The sequence below is a fragment of the Streptomyces sp. OZ13 genome (genome assembly GCF_052068155.1).
In the GTDB taxonomy this organism is placed as follows: domain Bacteria; phylum Actinomycetota; class Actinomycetes; order Streptomycetales; family Streptomycetaceae; genus Streptomyces.
In genome coordinates this window covers 568,703-588,947 of sequence record NZ_JBQHCZ010000004.1, presented here as the reverse complement: position 1 = coordinate 588,947, position 20,245 = coordinate 568,703, and the positions used below count along the sequence as shown (strand labels likewise).

At 73.0% G+C, this 20,245-nt stretch carries 7 protein-coding genes; all 7 read right to left on the bottom strand.

The annotated features are described in order from the left end of the window. Positions 1–109: 109 nt before the first annotated feature. Entirely contained in the window at positions 110–916 is an 807-nt protein-coding gene (locus ACTMTU_RS12920) for a 4'-phosphopantetheinyl transferase family protein (RefSeq protein WP_441263603.1), read from the bottom strand. Between the two features lie 22 nt (positions 917–938). Further along, positions 939–2,696, bottom strand: coding sequence for an acyl-CoA dehydrogenase family protein (locus ACTMTU_RS12915; protein WP_441263602.1), 1,758 nt, complete (start codon positions 2,694–2,696; stop codon positions 939–941). Then, positions 2,693–4,555: an acyl-CoA dehydrogenase family protein gene (locus tag ACTMTU_RS12910; RefSeq protein WP_441263601.1), complete on the bottom strand. Its 1,863-nt coding sequence runs from the start codon at positions 4,553–4,555 to the stop codon at positions 2,693–2,695. Before ACTMTU_RS12910 ends, ACTMTU_RS12915 begins: the two co-directional genes overlap by 4 nt. Further along, positions 4,552–6,174 (bottom strand): PfaD family polyunsaturated fatty acid/polyketide biosynthesis protein, encoded by a 1,623-nt coding sequence (locus ACTMTU_RS12905; protein WP_441263600.1) that lies wholly within the window; start codon positions 6,172–6,174, stop codon positions 4,552–4,554. Before ACTMTU_RS12905 ends, ACTMTU_RS12910 begins: the two co-directional genes overlap by 4 nt. 29 nt (positions 6,175–6,203) lie before the next feature. Then, the gene (locus tag ACTMTU_RS12900; protein WP_441263599.1) at positions 6,204–13,913 is read right to left on the bottom strand and encodes a beta-ketoacyl synthase N-terminal-like domain-containing protein; all 7,710 of its coding nucleotides are present in this window, start codon (positions 13,911–13,913) and stop codon (positions 6,204–6,206) included. A gap of 61 nt (positions 13,914–13,974) precedes the next feature. Continuing rightward, positions 13,975–16,476, bottom strand: coding sequence for an SDR family NAD(P)-dependent oxidoreductase (locus ACTMTU_RS12895; protein ID WP_441263598.1), 2,502 nt, complete (start codon positions 16,474–16,476; stop codon positions 13,975–13,977). Next, a complete protein-coding gene (locus ACTMTU_RS12890) occupies positions 16,473–20,231 on the bottom strand; it encodes a beta-ketoacyl synthase N-terminal-like domain-containing protein (protein WP_441263597.1) in 3,759 nt (1,252 codons plus the stop codon). The genes ACTMTU_RS12895 and ACTMTU_RS12890 overlap by 4 nt, the downstream gene beginning before the upstream one ends. Between the last annotated feature and the right edge of the window lie 14 nt (positions 20,232–20,245).

The following is a 20,245-nucleotide window of genomic DNA, read 5'->3' as shown; positions in this document are numbered from 1 at the left end:
GTACCTCTCATGCAAGCCGCCGTCGGCCGGGGCGGGCAAGCACATCGGCTGGCAGCTAGCGGACCGGCCACAGGTGGACACCGGGGCGGCCCGTCCCGGCCGGGCGGGGTCACGGGCCGGCCTCGCGGGGAAGGAGTTCCGCCATGGCCGAGCGCAGCCTGACCGGCAGCGGACCCGTGTCCTCGCTCCCGGCACGGATGGCCACGCCGAGCGCGAACCTGTCCCACACCTGCAACACCTGCACCTGCCACAGTTCACGCTCCTGTTCGGGGATCTCGTCGTCCACGACGGCCAGGCCCCCGTCACGCAGCCGGTGCACGGAGAAGGCGTCGAACCCGCGGCACATGCCCATGCCGGTGGCCTTGGTGTACGCCTCCTTCGCCACCCAGGAGTCGGCGAAGGCGTGACCGCGCTGGTCCTCCCGGTTGCGCCGGAGCACCTCGGTCTCCAGCGGGGTGAAGACCTTCGGCGCGAACTGCATCGCCTCTGAACGGGCGGGGGTGACCTCGGCGTCCACCCCGGCGGTCCGGCCGCGGACGACGATGGCCGCGATCAGTCCGTTGGTGTGGGTGATGTTGAAGTCCAGCCCCCAGGCCGTGCCCTCGACCTCCGGGCGGCCGTACTTGCCGGTGCGGAACCGCCAGGAGCCGGGCGGAACGTCCGCGTACCGCGACAGGACCTGGCGGGAGAGCAGCCTGGCGCCGAGGAACCGGCGCCGGGCGGCGGAGAACAGCAGCCGGTCGTGCCGGGCCCTTTCCTCGTCGGTGAGCAGCGCGGCACCACCGGTGGCCTCGGCGAACCGGTCGACGTCCTCCTCGGCGAGCAGCCAGACCTCGGCGGTGTCCGCGAGGGGGTCGTCGGGCCGGGCCTCCGGCGGGTCGGCGAGCGGGTCGGCGAGCCGTGCCCCGATGTCCATGGGTGTTCCTCCCTTCGTGAGTTCACCGGTTGACGGGAAAGGGCCGGAAGGAGAAGAGCCGGCCTTCGCTGTGCGCCGACGACAGCGCGGTAGCGACCTCGGCGATCTCCTGCGGTCCCGTGATCCGCCGGGTCGGGTGGAACCGCTTGAGCAGCCGCTCCAGACACACCAGAAGCACCGCCGGGGACCGCAGCGCCGGGTCCATGCAGTGGCCTCCGTTGAGGTGGAGGTGCACGACGGAGGCCGCGGCGGACACGGTGGTGTACTGCTTGGCCAGGTCGTACAGCTCCGCCGAGGAGGCGGCGTCCTTGCCCAGGTCGGAGAGGAGTTTGCGGTGCTCCTCCGCGATCCGGTCCAACTCGCCGGCGATGGCGCCGGCGGCGTCGGCGGCGGCGGCGAGCTGTGCGGCGTCGCGGCCGGTGGCGGCGCCGGCGGACCAGCGCAGCTCGTCGACGGCGGAGCGCAGGGCGAGCACCGGGTCGTCGACGCCCCGGCTGAACAGCTGCTGCTCCGCGGGCCGGTAGGGCTCCATGGGGTAGGAGGGGTCGAAGAGCGGACCGGTCCTCGCCACCGCGCCGGCCACGGCCCCGGGGTCCTGGGCGGTGGCGTTGGCGAGCAGCTTCTCGAGCTGGAGGGCGATGTTCTTGAGGTTCACGACGGTGTTGCCGTCGGCGAAGTTGGAGATGGCGAAGTCCCGCAGGACCTTCTGGAAGATCCCGTGCCGGGGATGGGAGCGCAGGTAGTAGCGCGCACCCAGCACGGTGCTCAGCCGTCCGAGCGTCTCCTCCAGGAAGGTGGGGACGAAGTACTTCACCACCGACGACCAGATGCTCGCCTGGTCCGGGCTCAGCTGAAGGCTGCGCACCGCTCCGGTGGTCAGCGCGTCGGTGACCAGCAGGTCCGCGAAGCTCTCCACGAGCTGGCGCTGCGAGTAGGGGACCTCGAAGACCGGCCCGCCGAAGATGGTGCGCCGGACGGCGAAGTCGAGTGTGGTGCGCAGTGCGGTGTCCACACAGCTCATCGCGATGCTGGCGATGGCGACCCGGGCCAACTGGCTGCTCTTGAGCGCCGTTTCGAGGCCCTGCCCGGCCCGTCCGACGAGGGCGGAGTCCGGTACGAAGCAGTTCCGCAGCCGCACCCCGCTCATGTCCAGCCCGCGCAGTCCGTGCAACGGCTCGTCCGGCAGGTGTTCGAGCTGGTCGGCGGGTATGCCGGCCTTCTCGACGGCGAAGACGGAGTATCCGCCCGGGCCGCCCCGTTCCGAGGTACGGGCGAAGACCATGACGACGTCGGCGACGGTGGCGTTGCCGATCGTCCACTTCTCCCCGTCGAGCAGCCAGCCGCCCTCGGTCCTGCGGGCGGTGGTGTCGTTGGCGAGGATGTCGCTGCCGTGCCGGCGTTCCGACAGCCCCCACGCCAGCTTCCCGCCGCTCCTGATCACATCGGCGAAGTGCTGGCGCTGCCCGGGGGTGCCGGCGATCCACACCGGCATGTAACTGAGGCTGGTGAGGACCATGGCCGTGGCGGACGTGGGGTCCCGCCGCGCGACGAGCCGGTAGAGGTTGAAGCCGTCCTGGACGTCGACGGCCCTGCCGCCGTTCTCGGCGGGGACGATCCAGTCGTACAGCCCCCAGGAGGCGAGGTGGTCGACGAACTCGTGGGGGTACTCCTCCCGTTCGTCCAGGGCGAGGATGCGGGAGAACGGCATGGGCCCGGCCGGGTCCTCCGGATCGCCCAGGTGACGCTCGAGGTCGGCCATCAGGGCCGGCAGATCGGTCATCGCTTCTCGTCCTCCACGTCGTCCGGGCCGGCCCGGTGTGCGGTGCCGTCGCTGAGCCGTACCGGCAGGGCCGTGAACAGCCGGTGTGCGGCGTCGAGTTCGGTGATCAGTCGCGCGGCCGGGGCGGCGTCGTGGCCCGCCGAGCGGGGCTCGCGGCTGTCCACGAGCGTGGTCAGCAGACCAAGGACGGCGATGAGCCACCCGGTGGCTCCGGGCGACGCCTCGCCGTACAGTCCGGCGCGGTCGCGGTGGAACCACCACGTCAGGGCCGCCGTCGCCGCCGCGTACAGCAGGCACAGCCGGTCGGCGAGGTCCAGCAGCTCCGGGGACGCCTTCAGCGAGCGGGCCCGGTCACGCTGGGCGGCCGCCGCCTCCCGTACGACGCCGCCGAGCGCCCGGTGGACGCCCGCCACCAGGGCGGCGGCACGGGTGTCGCCCCTGCGGTCGAGTTCGGCGGCGATCGCGTCCGCGTGCCCGGCGAACCCCAGCAGGATGTCGTCCTTCGGGCGTACGCCCAGGTCGAGCGCGGCCGGTTCGACGCCGGGCAGGACGTCCGCGTCGCCGAGGGCGAAGACGGCGGTCAGCCGGCGTTCGCGGTCCGCCGCGGCGGTCCCGTCCGACCGGGCCGCCCCGCCCGGTTCCTGGTCGTAGGCGGCCGCGTACGCGGGCAGGTGCATGGCGATGGCCCGCAGGTTGCCGAGCACGCTGGTGTCGATGACCGCGACCATGGCGTTGTCGCGGACCGCCTTGTCCAGGACCGCGCCCTGCCCCTCACGGAGCACCCCGCGGGCCCCCACCAGCGCACGGGACCGGGTGGCGCACGCGGCGGTGAGCCGGGTGGCCACGTGTTTGACGACCGAGGAGCAGAGGCCGAACGACCCCGGTGCGACATGGACGAGCCGCGCGGCGGCGAGCACGGTCACGTCGGTCGCGATCAGCTCGGCGGCGGCCAGGGCCAGTTCACGGGATCCGTACGGGGTGTCCGCGACGCGGTCGCCCCCTGTGCGGTGCGCACGGGCGAAGCGCAGTGCCGTACGCAGCGCCGTGTCGGCGGTGGCCAGGCAGCCCGCGGTGCTCATCAGCCGGACGATCTGCTGGGCCCGCAGCGCCCCGGCGAGGCCGCTGCCGGTGTCCCCGACGACGGCTCCGGGCGGCACGGGGAGGCCGTCGAACTCCAGGTCGGCGAAGTCGATGCCGCGCATCCCGGTGGTGGGCCGCGCCGGAAGCCGCCGTAGGCGGTCGTCCGCCAGTTCCCCGGGTCCGAGCAGCAGGGCGGTGAACGCGGCGGGGCCGCGCTCGGCGGTACGGGCCACGACGACGGCCGCGTCCGCCGAAGCGCCCCGGCCGACCAGCCATTTGACCCCGGTCAGTCTGCCGTCGTCGGCCAGCCGGCATGTGTTGGCGAGGACGTCGCTGCCTGCCTGCTCCTCGGACAGCCCGAAGGCGATGGTGCGGCCGTCCCGCAGCCATGCGGCGACCGTGCGGTGCTGCTCCGCCGTACCGGCGGCGAGGACGGTCGTCACGGCCGAGATGCTGAACATCGTGGCGGGCATGACGTTCACGTCCCGGCGGGCACAGACGCGGACCAGGACGTGTGTGTCCTCGAAGGAGCGCAGCGTGCCGCCCAGGGACCCGGGGAGATGGCAGAGGTGCAAGCCCTCCGCACGCAGCCGCCTCTCGGCCGCCGCCGGGTACGTCCCCTCGGCGTCGCGGGCCGCACCGGCCGCGAAGCCGTACGGGTTGTCCGGCAGCCACGGGTCCCCCAGCGCCGCGTCCAGCGCCTCGGCGCGGGCGAACGGCGCGGCGGCGGCCGGTCCAGGGGCCTGGGCGGGCGCGGTCGCCGTGCGTGCGCCTGTCACCGCCCCACCCCCACCGTGGGATCGCAGGAGGCGGAGTCCTCCGGCGACGGACGGGTCGCGAAGCCCGCGGGGAAGGCGACGCCCGCGGCCCGCAGAACGGCCAGCCGCTGGTGGAACGCCGCCCCGGCCATGATCTGCCGGGCCACGTCGGCCACCCGGCGGTGCTCGGGCGCCGCCAGATAGGTGCCGCGCACCCAGGCGTTGAAGCTGCCCATCGCCGGCCCGCACCAGATCTGGAAGTCGACAGCGCGGTCGGCCTCCCCTGTCTTCGCCCACCGCGAGGCCATGCCGAGGTACCAGCGGAAGATGAGGGCCGCGCGCCGCTTGGGGTTCCCCTCGGCACGGGCGAGCTGGCCCGGGTCGCGGCGCCGGAAGTACTCGGCGGTCTCCTCCCACACGTCGTCCAGCGGCCGCCGGAAGATCTGCTCCTCGACCCGGGTGCGTACGTCCGCAGGGATCGCCTCGATGCCGTCGTACGCGCGGTACAGCTCGTACAGCTGCTTCGCGCGCATCGGGAAGAACGTGCCGCGTCGAAGCACCTGGAGCTCGACGCCCATCTCGAACATGTCGGCGGCGGGGGCCATGTCGCAGTCGGCGATGCCCGCCTGGCTGAGCATCTCCTTCACCCGTGCGGACGTTCCGGCCTCGAGGCAGGACTGGTTGACGGAACCGGTGACGATGTAGTCGGCCCCCATGGCGAAGGCGGCTGCCGCCGCCTCGGGGGTGCCGATCCCGCCCGCCGCGCCGATCCGGATACGCACGGGGCAGCCGGTCTCCTGCGCGACGGCGTCGCGCTGCCGCATGATGACGGGCAGCAGGGCGGGCAACGGCCGGCGGTCGGTGTGTCCGCCGGAGTCGGCCTCGACGGTGATGTCGTCGGCGAGCGGGACCAGCGCCGCGAGACGGGCCTGCTCCTCGCTGACCAGTCCCTCCTCGACGAGCGCCCGCACCATCGCCTCGGGAGCGGGCCTCAGGAAGAGGTCCGCGATCTCCGGCCGGGACACCTTGGCGATGATCTTGTTGGTGGCGGTGACGCCGTACGGCCCGCCCGCCGTGAGCCCGGCCACCCGGTAGCGGACCAGGTGCGGGGTGAGCCTGAGGAAGGCGGACGCCTCGACACGGCGGACCCCGTACTTGAGGAACAGGTCGACCGAGGTGCGCTCGAGCCGCTCCTCGCTGGGACTGTGGATCAGATTGCAGGCGTACGCGAGCCCGGGGATCTCGTCGCGGAAGCGCACCAGCGCCTTCTCGACCGCCTCCGGCAGCAGGCCCGCCGCTCCGTAGGAGCCGAGGAAACCGGCCCGTGCCATGGCGATGACCATGTCGGCCGACGCGATGCCGTTGGCCATGGCGCCGCTCATGTACGCCTGGCGCACTCCGTGGTCGGCGAGGAAAGCGGCGCTGCCGAGCCGTTCGGGGCCGAGGGGCGGCGCGGCGGCGACGATCTCGTGGTCACCGCCGGCGGTCACCGTGCCGCCACTCGCGGCCCCCAGGCCGTACGGCCCGCGCAGGATGTACACGGGCTCGTCGAGCCGGGTCAGGGCCTGGTGGATCCCGGTGTCGCCGACCGCGGGCTGCCCGGGGCCGCTCCAGCGCGGCCGGTACACGTCGGTGGTCATGCTGAGTCTCCTGTAGGTCTCACGCCGGATCAGGCCTGGTCGTGGTGGATCTCGATGCCGATGCCACCCAGCTGGTAGATCCGCAGGGCGGACTTCCAGACGTTCGCGTCACCGAGCAGCTGGATCCGGCCCGGTTCGCGGCGCACCTCCTTGATGTGCACGTCGAACTCCATGTCCGGGTCGGTGCGCAGGATCTGGCCGCGGTACGTCCAGCTCGTCTCGCTGCCGGACAGCAGCGCGAAACGCGGATTGACCAGCCCGTCCGTGAGTCCGGTCTCGACCGCGTACACCTGAAGGCCCTGGAGCAGCGCCTCGACGCCGAGCGAGCCCGGCATCACCGGGTCGCGGTGGAAGTGGCAGGAGAAGTACCAGTCGTCCGGGCGGATCGTGCGGTGGCCGCGCAGATAGCCGCGGCCGTGATCGCCGCCGCCCGGCAGGACGTCGACCCACTCGACGAGATCGAGGTGGCCGCCCGCCAGCCGCGGGCCGCCGCGGGCCGGCTCCCCGGCGCGGTACGCCGGCAGCTCGACCCGGCGGACCCCCGCCGGACGGTCGGGCTGCCGGTCGAGCCAGGGCAGTACGTGCTTGCCCTTGTCGAGGCCGACCTGGTTCTCCAGCGCCTTGGCGTTGAAGTATCCGAAGAGGGACTCGCCGGTGTAGAAGACCTCGCCGTCGGCGGAGAGTTCATAGCGGTAGTTCTGCAGGACGGAACCGGGCATCCGGTCGCTGGACAGCAGCGTGGAGCGGTGCTGGACGGTCTTGCCGCGCAGGTCGATGTCCTTCACCAGGGTGGCGCGGCCGTCGAGGTTGCGGATGCTGAACTGCTCGTCGGGCTCCGGGAGGGTGGCTCCCAGGTAGTAGCCGAGCAGGATGGCGGCCTGCAGACTCGACTCCATGTAGACGCAGTTGGGCATGTGAGGGTGCCCGTTGTGGCGGTAGTACCAGGCGTCGTCCGGCGAGTCGTACTCGGTGACCATGACGGCCCCGCGCTTGAGGACACCCCGGGTGCCCTCGAGCTCCATCACCCGGTCGACGAAGAGGAAGTCCCCGTTGGGGATGTACGGGGCCCTGCTGTCGGCGTAGATCTCGAACTCCGGCCCCATGGCGGTGGCCAGGTCGCCCTTCGCGGCGTGCGCCATGTGGAACTCGCTGAGCATCGCGGGCTTCCCCGTGGCGGGGCTGAGCCGGCCGAGGAAGTGCGGCACCTTGCCGCCGGCCTCCGGCCGGAACGGGGCGCCGGGCTTCTCCACCAGGCGGATACCGAGACCGCTGACGCTGATCGACGGCTTGCCGTCGCGCAGCACGACCACATCCGCCGTGATCGCGGGCCGCGGCAGCAGGGTGAGCCCGGTGATGTCGATGCGGTACTCGATGCGCTCGGTGTCCGGGGTGATCTGCCCGCGGACCTTGACCTCGGTCTGCAGACCGGGGACGGGCTGGAAACGGGCGTCGGGGAACGACAGGTGCAGGCCGAGGGAGAGGGCGTACACCTCCAGGAGCTGGACCGCGCCCTCCGCGACGAGCGAGCCGGCGAGCACCGGGTCGTCCGGGAAGTGGCTCGTGAAGTACCAGCCGTCCGGGACGAGCCGCTTCACCGCCTCGATGCGCCCGAGGCCCGCCGGGCCGCCCGAGCGGTCGAGGAGCGTGACCTCGTCGGCCATGCGGAGGCGTTCCGTGGGCAGCCTGAGCGAGGTGTTGCAGCCTGCGGGCTGGCGGTGCCCCGGCCCGAACACCTCGGCGATCCGGCCGTCGGCGAGCAGCGCCAGGTCCGCCGAGGTGAGCGAGGTGCGCTCGGTTCGGGCCAGCGGCTTGAACGAGCTCGCCCCCGAGAACGTGCCGTCGCCCTTGGGCGGAACGGCCTTGCCCTGGATGATGCCGAGGGAGCTGTCGAGCTCCTCGTCGGTGAAGAACCCGGCGCAGGCGTTGTTGAGCTTGAGGATCAGCTCGCCGTCGGCGTAGCAGTCGTAGTGGAAGAAGAACAGCAGCGTGTCGCCCTGGCGCACGAACTGGTCGATCCAGATGTCGTAGCGCAGGGTCTGCCCGACGCGGGGCAGGTCACCGACGAAGCTGAGGCTGCTGTCCAGGAGGCGGTAGACGCGGTCCCCGCGGTTGGTGAAGTCGGCGCCCAGATAGCTGATCAGGAGCAGGTCGCACTGGCCCGCCTCGATGGTGACGGCCGGCGGGACCTGCCCGTCGACGGCGTACCAGGCGTCCATCGGGATGTCGTACTCGGTCCGGATGAACGAGGGCTTGAACTCACCCGGTTCGGCGTCCAGTGCGGTGACGCGGGTGGCGAAGTGGTACGGCGGCGCGGGCAGCCGGACCCGGCGGCGGTAGCCGTCGATCTCCGCGAAGCGGGGGCCGAAGACGTTGCCGATCTTGCCGGTCGCGAACTCGAGGAGATCGTGTTCGTCCCACACGACGCCCTCGGGCTTCGGCGGCCGGGGCGCGGTGGGCGGTGCGGGCACGGCGGGCGGAGACGCCGGCGTCGTAGGCAGGGCGGAGGGCCCGGGTGCGGTGGGCGCCGTGGACGTGGGCGGCGTGGGTGGTGACGTGGGGGTCGTGGGCAGTGCGGTGGGCGCCTCGAGTGTCGTGGGCGGCCCGGGCACGGCGGGCGTCGTGCGCGCTGCCGGCGGCGCGGCGTGGCCGCCGCCGGGCGAGAGCAGCGCGACGAGTTCGTCGCGCAGCTCGTGCTGGGCCTTGAGCACCTCTCGGTGCGCCTCCAGCATGTCGCCGCGCAGGCCCCGGACGAGGACGGCGGTGGTCTCGTCGGCCGTCACCGCCCCGTTCCGCGCGGGCTGCGGGGACCCATCAGGCCGGTCAGGGCCGGCGGGCGGTACGGGCAAAGGCGCTCCGAAGATGGCCGGGCCGGGCGGCTCGACCGCCTCCGCCCGCGCCTCGGCGGGTCCGGACGGCAACACGACGGCTCCCGCCGGGATCATCGTGATGGGCTCCCGTTCCAGCACCAGGGCCGGCGCCTTCGGCTGCGCGGAGGGGCGGTTCGGCATTGCGGTGTCCCATTCCGTCGGAGTGTCTGAGCCCCTGGCGTGCGCCGGGGCGGGGATGAGAGGGCCACCGGCCCCCGGTACGGGTGCCGGTGGCGGGGCTCCGACGCCGGAGCGCGGCGTCGCGGGAGCGTCGGCCGACTCGGCGCGTACGGCGGCCGTTTCGGCCGCCACGGTCGACGCGAGAGGCGGGGCGGCACTCGGCCCCGTCGGGCTGGTGAGCCCGGTGGGCCCGGACGACGCGAAGGCACTCGGCCTCGTCGCCACGAGCGGCGTCGCACCACCCGAACCGGCCGGCACGCTCGCCGCGGGCGAGTCGACCGCACTCGCCACCACCGCCACAGGCGACCCGGCCGCACGCGCCACCGCCGCCACTGCCTGCGCAGGCGGCTCGACCGCACTCGCCACCACCGCCACAGGCGAGCCGGGCGCACGCGGGGCCGCTGCCACAGTCGACCCGGCCGCACGTGCGGCCACCGCCGCACGCGGCAGGTGCGGTACGAGTGGGGCCGCCGCCTGCGTCACCAGGCGTGGGACCGGGGTGCCGCCCGTCGGGAAGCTGCGCACCCCCACCGCCCTGCGGGGCCTGCCGGCCGGGGCGAAGGCGCCGAGGTCCACGGGGATGCCGTGGCCCGCGAGGCGCGCGGCGAGCCGCGCGACGTCGCTCGCCCCACGCGCCCCCCGGCGGTCGACGGAGACCGCGAGATGCGAGGTGCCGGCCAGGGTCTCCTGGATCCAGCGCGCGCAGGTGCTGCTGGGGCCGACCTCGATGAAGCAGCGGTAACCGTCGTCGTACGCACGCCGCACCAGCCGGGGGAAATCCACCGTCTCGCGCAGCGTCACCGCGATGTTCCCCGCCACGGCGTCCGCGTCGAAGTCCGTCACGGGTGCGTAGTGACGGCTGCTGTAGAGGACCAGGTCCCCGACGTCGCCCGTCGGATAGCGGTTCAGGTCCGCCAGGTCGGTCAGGACACCGTCCACCACGGGGCAATGCATCACATGGTTCGCGGGGGAACGGGCGCTGCGGCAGTCGAGTTCGGCGATGAGCTCCCGGCACTGACCGGGGTCGCCGGCGATCACCGACTCCTGCGGGGTGTTGACGTGCGTGAGGTACACCCGGTCGTAACGTGGGACGGCCGCCCGTACCTCCTCGGCCGGCGCGAGCACCACATGCGTCGACCAGACGTCCCCGTCCGCCACCTCGTCGCCGAGGCCCCACAGCGCGCGCACCGTGCGCTTGGGACCGCGCAGCATGTCGTCGAAGAGCGGCGAGGCGCTGATCTTCTCGTCCCCGCGCGCGCTCTTGATCCAGCCGCCTGTCGCGAAGAGCATGCTGCTCTCGCCGAGGCTGTAGCCGAAGGCTCCGTGCACCTCGATGCCCAGCACCTCCCGCACGAGGTCCGTCGACAGCAGGGCGTAGCTGGTTCCGGCCGCCAGCATCAGCGGGATGTCCTCGACCAGTTCGCCCTCCCGCCGCATCAGCTCGCGGCGGTCCAGCGGGCCGCGCGCCCTCGGATAGAGGGCGGCGCTGCGCAGCAGTTCGGCGGGGAGTTCCGCCTGGTCCTCGAAGCGGGGCAGCAGCCCGGGGAACGCACGGAACAGCGACCGGCCCAGCCCCAGGTAGGAGTTGAAGGCGCCCGGGAAGACCAGGGCGACCTTCGCACCGGGGCCCACCGGCCGCGCGGTGAAGAAGCTGCCCGACGGCGACGACCACTCGCCGCGCGACCGCCACACGCCGGGAAGGTCCTTGAGCGCCTGGTCGATCTGCCGGACGAGACCCGCCGCGTCGTCGGCGACGAGTACGGCCTTGAGCGCGGCCGGCCGGTCCGCGAACACCTCGGCGCCGGCGTCCCCGTCGAGCGCCGACCGTACCTCCGCGAGCCGCCGGAGCAGGCCGTCGAAGTCGTCGGCGCCGACCGGCACGACCAGTCCCCCGCCGGACCGCGCCCAGTCGGTCGCGGCGAGTTCACCGCGGACGGTGGCGCCCGTGAGCACCAGGTGGGCGTGGCTGCCGGCCGTTCCGGTGACACTGACGGAAGCGGCACGCCGCCCGTCGCGCCGCGTCCGCAGCCAGGGACGGGAGTCGCCGGCGAGGAAGAAGGCGGAGCCGTCGAGCCGTTCGGCGCCGATCCCGTCCGGAGCCACCGGGAAGTAGGCGTGGTGCAGGCAGAGTGCCGCGCGGATGACGCCGGCGAGCCCGGAGGCGCAGCCGGTGTCGCCGACGGCGCCCCGTACCCCGGTCAGGGCGGTACGCAGCTCCCCGCCGGCCCGTGCGCCGGTCCACACCCGCGCCAGCCCTTCGACCTCTGCGGTGTCCGCGCGGCCGGCCTCGACCAGCTCGACGTCCCGCGGGGTCAGCCCGGCGGCTGCGAGGGCGTCCTCGGCGGCGCGTTCGACCAGCTCGGGGCGCACGGCGGGCGTGACGTCCGGCGCGTGGTGCACGGAGAGGGACCGGACCGTGGCGTACACGGTGCGGCCCTCGGCCACGGCGTCGGGCCGGGTGACGACGACAGCCCCGGCGCCCTCGCCGAGGACGCGGATCCCGTCGCGGACGGCGCCGGGTTCGAGCAGTTCGCGGGCGAGGGTGTTCTCCGGGCCCGCTGCGAGATCGACCGCGCCGACGAGGACGGCCTCGACGGTGGGGTCGAGCAGCAGCAGCCGGGCCACGTCGAGGGCTTCGACGCCGACCGCGCTGTCGGAGGAGAGCGTGAAGGAGGGGCCGGTGAAGTTCCACAGGGAGGCGACCCGGCTGGCCATGATGTTGCCGATGTAGCTGAGGACCTCGTTGGGTTCGATGGAGTCGTGGATGCCGTCGCGTGCGGCCCGGGTGAGTTCCGCCAGCTGCTGCGGCGAGGGCTCGACGCCCGCCGCCGCGCACCATTCGGTCAGCCGGCGGCCCAGCTCGTAGCGTGCGCCGTGTCCGTGCGCGCTGGGCTCCATCTCCATGCCGATGACGACACCCACGCGGCGGGGCCCGCAGCCGGCGTCGCCGCCCGGACGGGGGCGTTCGTATCCGGCGTCCCGCAGGGCCTCTTCCGCGACGCGCATCATCAGCAGCTGCTGCTGGTTGAAGTGGTCGAGGTCCTTGGGTGGTATCCGGTACGACGTGGTGTCGACCTCGAAGTCCTCGATGTACGCGCCGCGCGGGGCCGACGGGCCCGCGAGCCCGGCCTGCTCCAGGGGGCCGCCCGGCACGGTCTCGAAGCCGCGCCAGCGCTGCTCCGGCAGGTCCCGTACGGCGTCGTGCCCTTCGTAGCCGGCCCGTTCGAACTCGTCGAGCGTGCTGAAGGAGCCGAAGTGGGCGCCCATGCCGATCACGGCCAGCGGCGGGATCTCGGCACCGGGTCCGGCCTCGGCCCCGGCCGGTGTTCCGTCCGGCGCCGACAGCACCACATGCGCGTTGGTGCCGCCGAAACCGAACGCCGAGACACCGGCCCGCCGGGGCGAGCCCGGAGCCGGCTCCGGCCACGGGACCGCCTCGCGCACCACTCGGTCGGCGACCGTTCCGGGAAGCGGGCGGTCGACGCCGATGGTCGGCGGTATCACGCCGTGCGACAGGGACAGGACGACCTTGAGGAGGCTGGACATGCCGGCGACGGTCAGCAGGTGGCCGACGTTGGCCTTGACGGATCCGAGGAGCGGGCCTCGTCCGAAGAATTCCTCGACGCCACCGAGTTCGGTGCCGTCCCCGATCGGAGTGCCGGTGGCGTGGCATTCCACGTACTGGACGGCGGAAGGATCGACGCCGGCCTCCCCGTAGGCCAGTTCGTACGCCGCGAGCTGCCCGGTCACGTTCGGTACCAGCATGTGTTTGCCGGGCCCGTCGTTGGTGAGGGCGAGCGCGTCGATGACGGCGTGCACACGGTCGCCGTCGCGCCTGGCGTCGGCCAGCCTCTTCACGGCGATCATCGCCGCGCCCTGGCCGGTGACGATGCCGCGGGAGCGCTCGTCGAAAGGCTGGCTGAAGCCGTCCGGCGGGTAGGCACGCAGGTCGGAGAAGGACAGGTGGATCACCGTCGGGTCGGGTGCGCACACACCGCCGGCCAGCATGAGATCGGCACGCCCGGTCTCCAGATGGGCGCAGGCCAGCTTCAGCGCGTACAGCGCGGACGAGCAGGCCGCGTCGAGGGTGAACCTCGGCCCCTCCAGGCCCAGGGCCGCGGCCACCACCTTGGCGGGCATACCGCCCGCCCAGAGGTTGTGCGCTGCGGCCATGGGGTCGGAGCCGTGGCCGGGGCCGGTTACGGCCTCCGGCGGTACGCGCAGAGCGGCGTCCGCCAGCCCGTGGGCCACCGCGGAGTCCCACAGGTCACCGGTGAACCGGCCGGAGGCCGGGGTGGGGAACGGATAGTTCCCGAACACCACCCCGGTCCTCCGCCGGCTCGGACCGCCCGCGGTAGGGGGATGTCCCGCGTCGGCCAGTGCGTCCCCGGCCACCCGGAGCGCCCAGTGGAACGAGCGGTCCAGGCCGGCCAGGTAGTCGGACGGGAGAAGGTATCCGTTCGGTTCGAAGGCCGTGCTCTCGTCGTACTCGCCGAGGAAGCCTCCCCGGGTGCAGTAGATGCGGTGCCTGTCCTCCGGGTCGGTCTCCCGGGCCTGCGGGGAGTGCCCGAAGATCCGGTCGTTCCCGTCGGTGCGTGAGTCCACGCCGCCGATCAGGTTGCGCCAGTAGTCGTCGGGTGTCCCCGCCCCCGGGAAAAGGCAGGCCAGGCCGACGATCGCGTACTTGCCCATGGTTGGGTCAGCCTCCGAGTTGTCCGAATGTCCGCTCGGGAAAGTGGTCGGCGATCGGGCGTCAGACCGTCACGGTCGCCGCGCCGGTCCGTTCGGCCGGCCCGAACTTCCCTTCCAGCTGCGGGTCCTCGACGACCGACACCCCCTCCATGACCTGGAGAACACGGCCCTCGCGGTCGAGCGCGGTGACGGAGCAGGTGATGCCGGCCGGTCCCGCCACGACGTTCTCCACGGCGATCAGGAACTCCTGGTCCGTGGGGAGCTCGGCGAAGTAGCGGGCGCGGGCGATCTCCATCGGCAGGCACGCCCGGTTGCGGAAGCGCCTGACCCAGACCAGCGCGGCCTGGAGCATCAGATCGGCGAGCACCGGGCTGTGGAACCGCCCGTGGTACGCACCGCGCGCCGGACGCGTGTCGCCGAGCCGTGCGCCGATCAGCAGCAGCCGCTCGTGGGCCGCGAGAATGCCGCGGATGCCCCGCAGCGTGGGCCCGTGGAAGAGGGTCCCGTCGCGGTACAGGTGGGCGGCGTCGGTCCGGTCCGCCTCACGGGCGGCGCGGGCGAGGTCCGGCCGGTCGGCAGGACGGCCGGCGGACGGGTCCGTGACGAGGACGCCGCCGTACGCGGGCCTGCTGCGCCCGGCGTCGTCCACCGCGGACGCCAGCACGTCGACCGAACCGGGGCGGGCGGCCTGGCCGGGCTCCATGAACAGCCGTAGCCGGCCCGCGCCTTGGGCCTGCCCGCCGTTGTCGGCGAGGTGGCCGTTGCTGTCGCCGTCGCCGTCCAGGACGACGCCCTTGAAGACCTTGAACCCGCTCACCTCGGTGACCGGCTTCCCTGTGGCCGTCTCGGCGGTGTTGACCAGCGCGCCCAGCGCGGCGGTGGCGGGCAGTACCCGCCTGCCGTCGATCGCGTGGTCGGCGAGGACCGTCTCCGTCGCGATGTCCGCCAGGGTGCGGTCCACGAGCAGGGACGCCTGGGGTGCCCCGTCGGCCGGCGCCGCGGACAACGGCTTCAGCGGTCCGGCGACGATGACGGTGTCATGACCGCGGGCCGCGGTGAACTGCTCGGCGAAGATCCCCGCGCCGGTCTCCACCGGAACGAGCTCCACACCGCGCGAGGCGAACATCCGGCGCAGATCGTCGGTGACCATGCCGCCGTCCCACGCACCCCAGTTGACGGAGGTGACGCGCGCGGAGGGCAGTTCGTGCTTGAGCCGCACGGCGAGCCGGTTGAGCGCTTCGTTGGCGACGGCGTAGTCCGACTGGCCACGGTTGCCGAAGAATCCGGCGACCGAGGAGAAGAAGACCAGGTGACGCAGGGCCGCCGTGCCGCGCAGCGCGTCCAGAACATTGCCCAGACCCACGATCTTGGTCCCGAGGACCCTGGCGACCTCCTCCTGCGTCTTGTCCGCGATCAGCCGGTCGGCGAGCACTCCCGCACCGTGCACGACACCGGTGACGCGTGCGGCGTACGGCGCGAGCGCACGGCTCACGGCCTCGGCGTCGGTGATGTCGACGGTGACGTACTCGACGGTGGCGCCGGTCGCGCGCAGCCTGGCCAGGTTGGCCTGGATCTCCCGGCTGCCGGTCACCTCCCGGTAGACCGCCTCGACCCCGCGAGGTGTCGGCTTCTCCCCCGTGGCGGCGATCCGCTTCGCGATGGTGCCCTTGAGAGCCGCGCCCTCCAGACCCAGCGCCCACCCGGGATCGGCAGCCGCCGCACTGCGGCCGAGGAGCAGCAGACCGGCCGGACGTGCGGCGACCAGTGCGTGCAGGCAGTCGGCGGTGATGCCTCTGGCCCCGCCCGTCACGACGAGCAGGTCCCGCGTGCTGATCTCCGGTACGGCCGTCACATGCACGGCCGGCGCCTCGGCCGACGGGACGACGGTGCGCCGTCCGTCCGCGTCGTGCGCCACATCCGCGATGCCGGTCGCCAGGTCCTGGATCTCGCCCAGGAAGCGGGCGGCGACGGTCCGGGCGTCCATCCCCGGCGCGAAATCGACCGTACGTACGAAGATTTCCGGCGTCTCGATCGCCAGCGTCTTCACCAGGCCGCTCACCCCGCCGAGCAGGGCCGATCCGGTGCCGCCGCCGCGGTAGCCGCTCGCGCCGTCCAGCTGGGTCACCGCCACGAAGGCCGCCCTGCCGCCGGCCGCGGCAGCGGCCTTCAGCGCGGGCTGCGTCTGCTTCGCCACCAGGACGGTGTGTCCCAGCCGCCGGGCCGCGTCGGCCCAGTCCTGACCGGCCGCCGCCGCCATCTGCACCACGAGGTCGAGACGCCCGGCCGTGACGACACGGGCCAGCTCCTCGGCCTCCCAGGTACCCAGCGACCGCACGGAGTCCGCCTCGACGGAGGTCGCGATACCGTCCGGCAGCCCGACGACCTCCACCCGCCAGCCGTCGGCACGCAGTGCCGCCACGAGAGGCTGCGTCAGCGTCGACCCGTCGTCCATGACGAGGGCGGTCCGCTGCTCGGCGTAGGCCCCGACCACGGTGGAGGGAACGGGCAGTTCCCGTATGCCGGCGAAGGTCCGGCCGACCCCGTCCGCCGCCGGGTACGTCACGACGAGCGGAGTGTCGGCACGGGGAGCGGCAACGGGAGCGGCCTCAACCACAGACACGGCCGGGGACGCGGACGACGCCAGGAAACCCGCGACATCACCCAACGTGCGCAGCTCACCCAGACGCTCAGGATCCACATCACCACCAACGCACCCAACACCGCACCATCAACAGCCGAAGCCACAGGCGCAGAAACGGGAACGGGAGCCGGAGCCGGAGCCGGAGCAGGAACGGGCTCGACAACGGGAGCGGCCTCAGCCACGTACACAGCCGGAGACGCGGACGACGCCAGGAAACCCGCGACATCACCCAACGTGCGCAGCTCACCCAGACGCTCAGGATCCACATCACCCGACACCGGGAACCGATCCTGCAACGCACCCATGATCTGAACCCGCTTGATCGAATCGATCCCCAGATCCGCCTCAAGATCCATACCCGGCTCCAACATCTCCGCCGGATAACCCGTCTTCTCCGCCACCACCTCCACCAACGCACCCAACACCGCACCATCAACAACAGGCGCGGGGAGGGCGGCCGCAGCGGGCACGGCAGCCGCGGCGGGCTCGGCAGCAGGCAAGGCGGCCGGTACCGCCGACGGCACGGTCGACGGCTCCACCGCCGGCGTCCCCGCCGTCGGCTCCCCCTCCCGCAGCGCCTCGATCAGCAGTCGAGTCGCCCGCTCGTGCCCTGCCGTGATCGAGCTGCTGTGCTGCTCGATCAGGCGCAGCGCGGCATTCGCGTCGGCGGCGGTGCCGGAGCGGATGGACTCCTCCAGCGAGCGGACCGTCCGGCGGACGGTCTCCAGGTGGGTGTCGAGGATCTCGGCCTGGAGGCCGAGCCCTTCGCGCACGACGTCGTCCAGGCCGGTCGGCGCCTCCGCGGCCGCCGGAACTCCTCCCGCCGGAACCTCTCCCGCCGGCACCCCTGCCACCGGCTCGGCCAAAGCCTCCGCGTAGGCGGAACGCCGCGCGTCGCTCACGTAGTTGACGCCGCGCAGGGGAATCGCCATGCCCTTGCGCGCCGGTTCCGCCGGCACCGGCGCCGTGCGGTCGTCGATGCCGGCGACCGGCAGGCCGAGGATCGTCAGCTCGAGCGCGGCACGCTTGGCGGCGATCTCGCCGTCCTTGGCGGGGCCGCCGTCGACGGCGACGGTCACGACGTCCTCGCGGCCTTCGAGGATGCGGTCCACGAGGTCCGACAGCACCCGCTTGGGGCCGAACTCGACGAAGACGCGGTAGCCGTCGGCGTACATCTCCTCGATGCGCGCGGCGAAGTCGACCGGCTGGAGCAGCTGGTCGACGAGGGTGCGGCGGTTGGCGGCGATGTCGTTCCCGTACGACGCGCCCGGCGCGTCGGCGTACACGGGGATGCGGGGCGCGGCCATGTCGACGCGTTCGACGGCCTCGCGGAACGCGTCGGCGGCGTGGGCGACGAAGCGGGTGTGGAACGCCGCGGAGACCGGGAGCCGCTTCGCGGGGAGGGCGCCGCCGGCCTGGTCGGCCACGAGCCGGTCGATCTCGGCGGTGGGGCCGCCCACGACGATCTGGCCCGGGGCGTTGACGTTGCAGACGGTCACGTCACGGTAGTGCGCGAGCGCGGCTGTCACCGCGTCGAGTTCGCCCCGGACCGCGGCCATCGCGCCGGGGTCGTGGCCGGTGCCGGCGCGGTCCGACGGCGGGGCCATGGCCAGTCCACGGGCACGGGCGAGCTCAGTGAAGGCGGCGTCGTCCAGGGCCCCGGCCGCCCACAGGGCGGTCAGTTCGCCGAAGGAGTGGCCGATCGCGCCGTCGGGGCTGAAGCCGAGCTCGCGGAACCAGGCGAACTGGCCTGCCGACAGCGCCCCGATCGCGGGCTGAGCGAACTGTGTCCGCCGCAGGGCCGCGTCCTGGGCCGTGCGGGTCACGTCGTCGAAGGCGGGCGGGGGGAACACGACCCGGCCGAGGGTCTCGGTACCGTCGCTGAGCCGGTTGGCCCTGTCGTACGCGGTGAGCACGGGCGGCAGTGCGAGCGCCGCGCGACGGCCCATGCCGACGTACTGGCTGCCCTGGCCCGCGAAGACGGCCGCGGTCTTCGTTCCCGCGGGCAGCGCGGAGCGGCGGTAGGTGATCCCCTTGGGGTGCTGCCACGAGGAAGCGTCCGGCTTGGCGCGCAGCAACTGCGCCGCCGTGGCGCGCAGTTCCTCGAACTCGGCGTCCGAGCGGGCCACGATGCCGATCCGGGCGTCACCCGACGGCATCCAGCCGGCGGGATCCGGGGCGGCGCCCTCCTCCAGGCGGCGGGCGAGCGACCCGGGGTCGGCGGCGTGCCAGATGCCGGTACGGGCGACGGGTCCGAGGACAGCGGACACGTCGGTCCCGTGCTCCTCGAGGACCATGTGGAAGTTGGTGCCGCCGAAGCCGAAGGAAGAGACCGCGGCGCGGCGCTTGTCCCGGCCGGGGTCGGCGACCCAGGGGCGGGCCTCGCCGCTGACGTAGAAGGGGGTGCTCGCCGGGTCGACGGCCTCGCTGGGCTCCTCGACGTTGATGGTGGGCGGCAGGACCTTCTGGTGCAGGGCGAGCGACAGCTTGATGAGGCCGGCCGCGCCGGCGGCGGCCTTGGTGTGCCCGATCTGGGACTTGACGCTGCCGATGGCGGCGTAGCCGCGCTCGTCCTGCCCCTCCATGACGAAGGAGCCGAGCGCGGACAGTTCGGTGTGGTCGCCGACGGCGGTGCCGGTGCCGTGCGCCTCGAAGAGCTCCACGGAGCCGGGCGTGACGGCGGCGTCCTCGTAGGCCCGGCGCAGGGCGAGCTGCTGGCCCTCGGCGCGCGGGGCGTAGATGCTCTTGAAGCGGCCGTCGCTGGAGGTGCCGATGCCGCGGAGTACCGAGTAGATGCGGTCCCCGTCGCGTTCGGCGTCGGCCAGCCGCTTGAGGGCCAGCATGCCGATGCCCTCGCCGATCAGCGTCCCGTCGGCGGAGCGGTCGAAGGGCCGGATGACCTGGCTCTTGGAGAACGCAGGGGTCTTGCTGAAGCACATGTACATGAGGATCGTGTTCTCGGCGTCACAGCCGCCGGTGATCATCATGTCGGCGCGGCCCTCGATCAGCTCGCTGACGGCGAGCTTGACCGCGGCGAGGGAGCTGGCGCAGGCGGCGTCCACGGTGCAGTTGGTGCCGCCGAGGTCGAAGCGGTTGGCTATGCGTCCGGCGACGACGTTGCCCAGCATGCCGGGGAAGGAGTTCTCCTCCCAGGGGATGTACGCCTTCTTGAAGCGGGCGGCGACCTCATCGGCCTGGGCCTCGCTGAGCCCGACGCTGCGCACGACCTCTTTGAGGACCGGGGTCTGCAGGCGCGCGGAGAGCGGCTGGGTGAGCGAGTTGGCGCCGGTGACGCCGAGGATGACTCCGGTGCGCGTGGGGTCGTACCAGGTGGATCCCTCGGTGCCGGCGTCGCGCAGCACGTCACGTGCGACGGTCAGCGACAGCAGCTGAAGGATGTCGGTGACCTCGAGGGTGTTCGGCGGGAGGCCGAACTCCATGGGGTTGAAGGCGATCTCCGGGAGGAACCCGCCGCGCCGGGCGTAGGTCCTGTCCTCGGCGGTGGGGTCGGGGTCGTAGTAGTCGTCGGTGTTCCAATGGCTCGACGGGACGTCCTCTATGCAGTCCTTGGCGTCCACGATGTTGCGCCAGAATTCGCGCAGGTCGCGCGACTGGGGGAACAGGCCGGCCAACCCGACGATGGCGATGGGTGTGTCGGCCAGACGTGAGTGATGCACGACGGTCCTCTCGG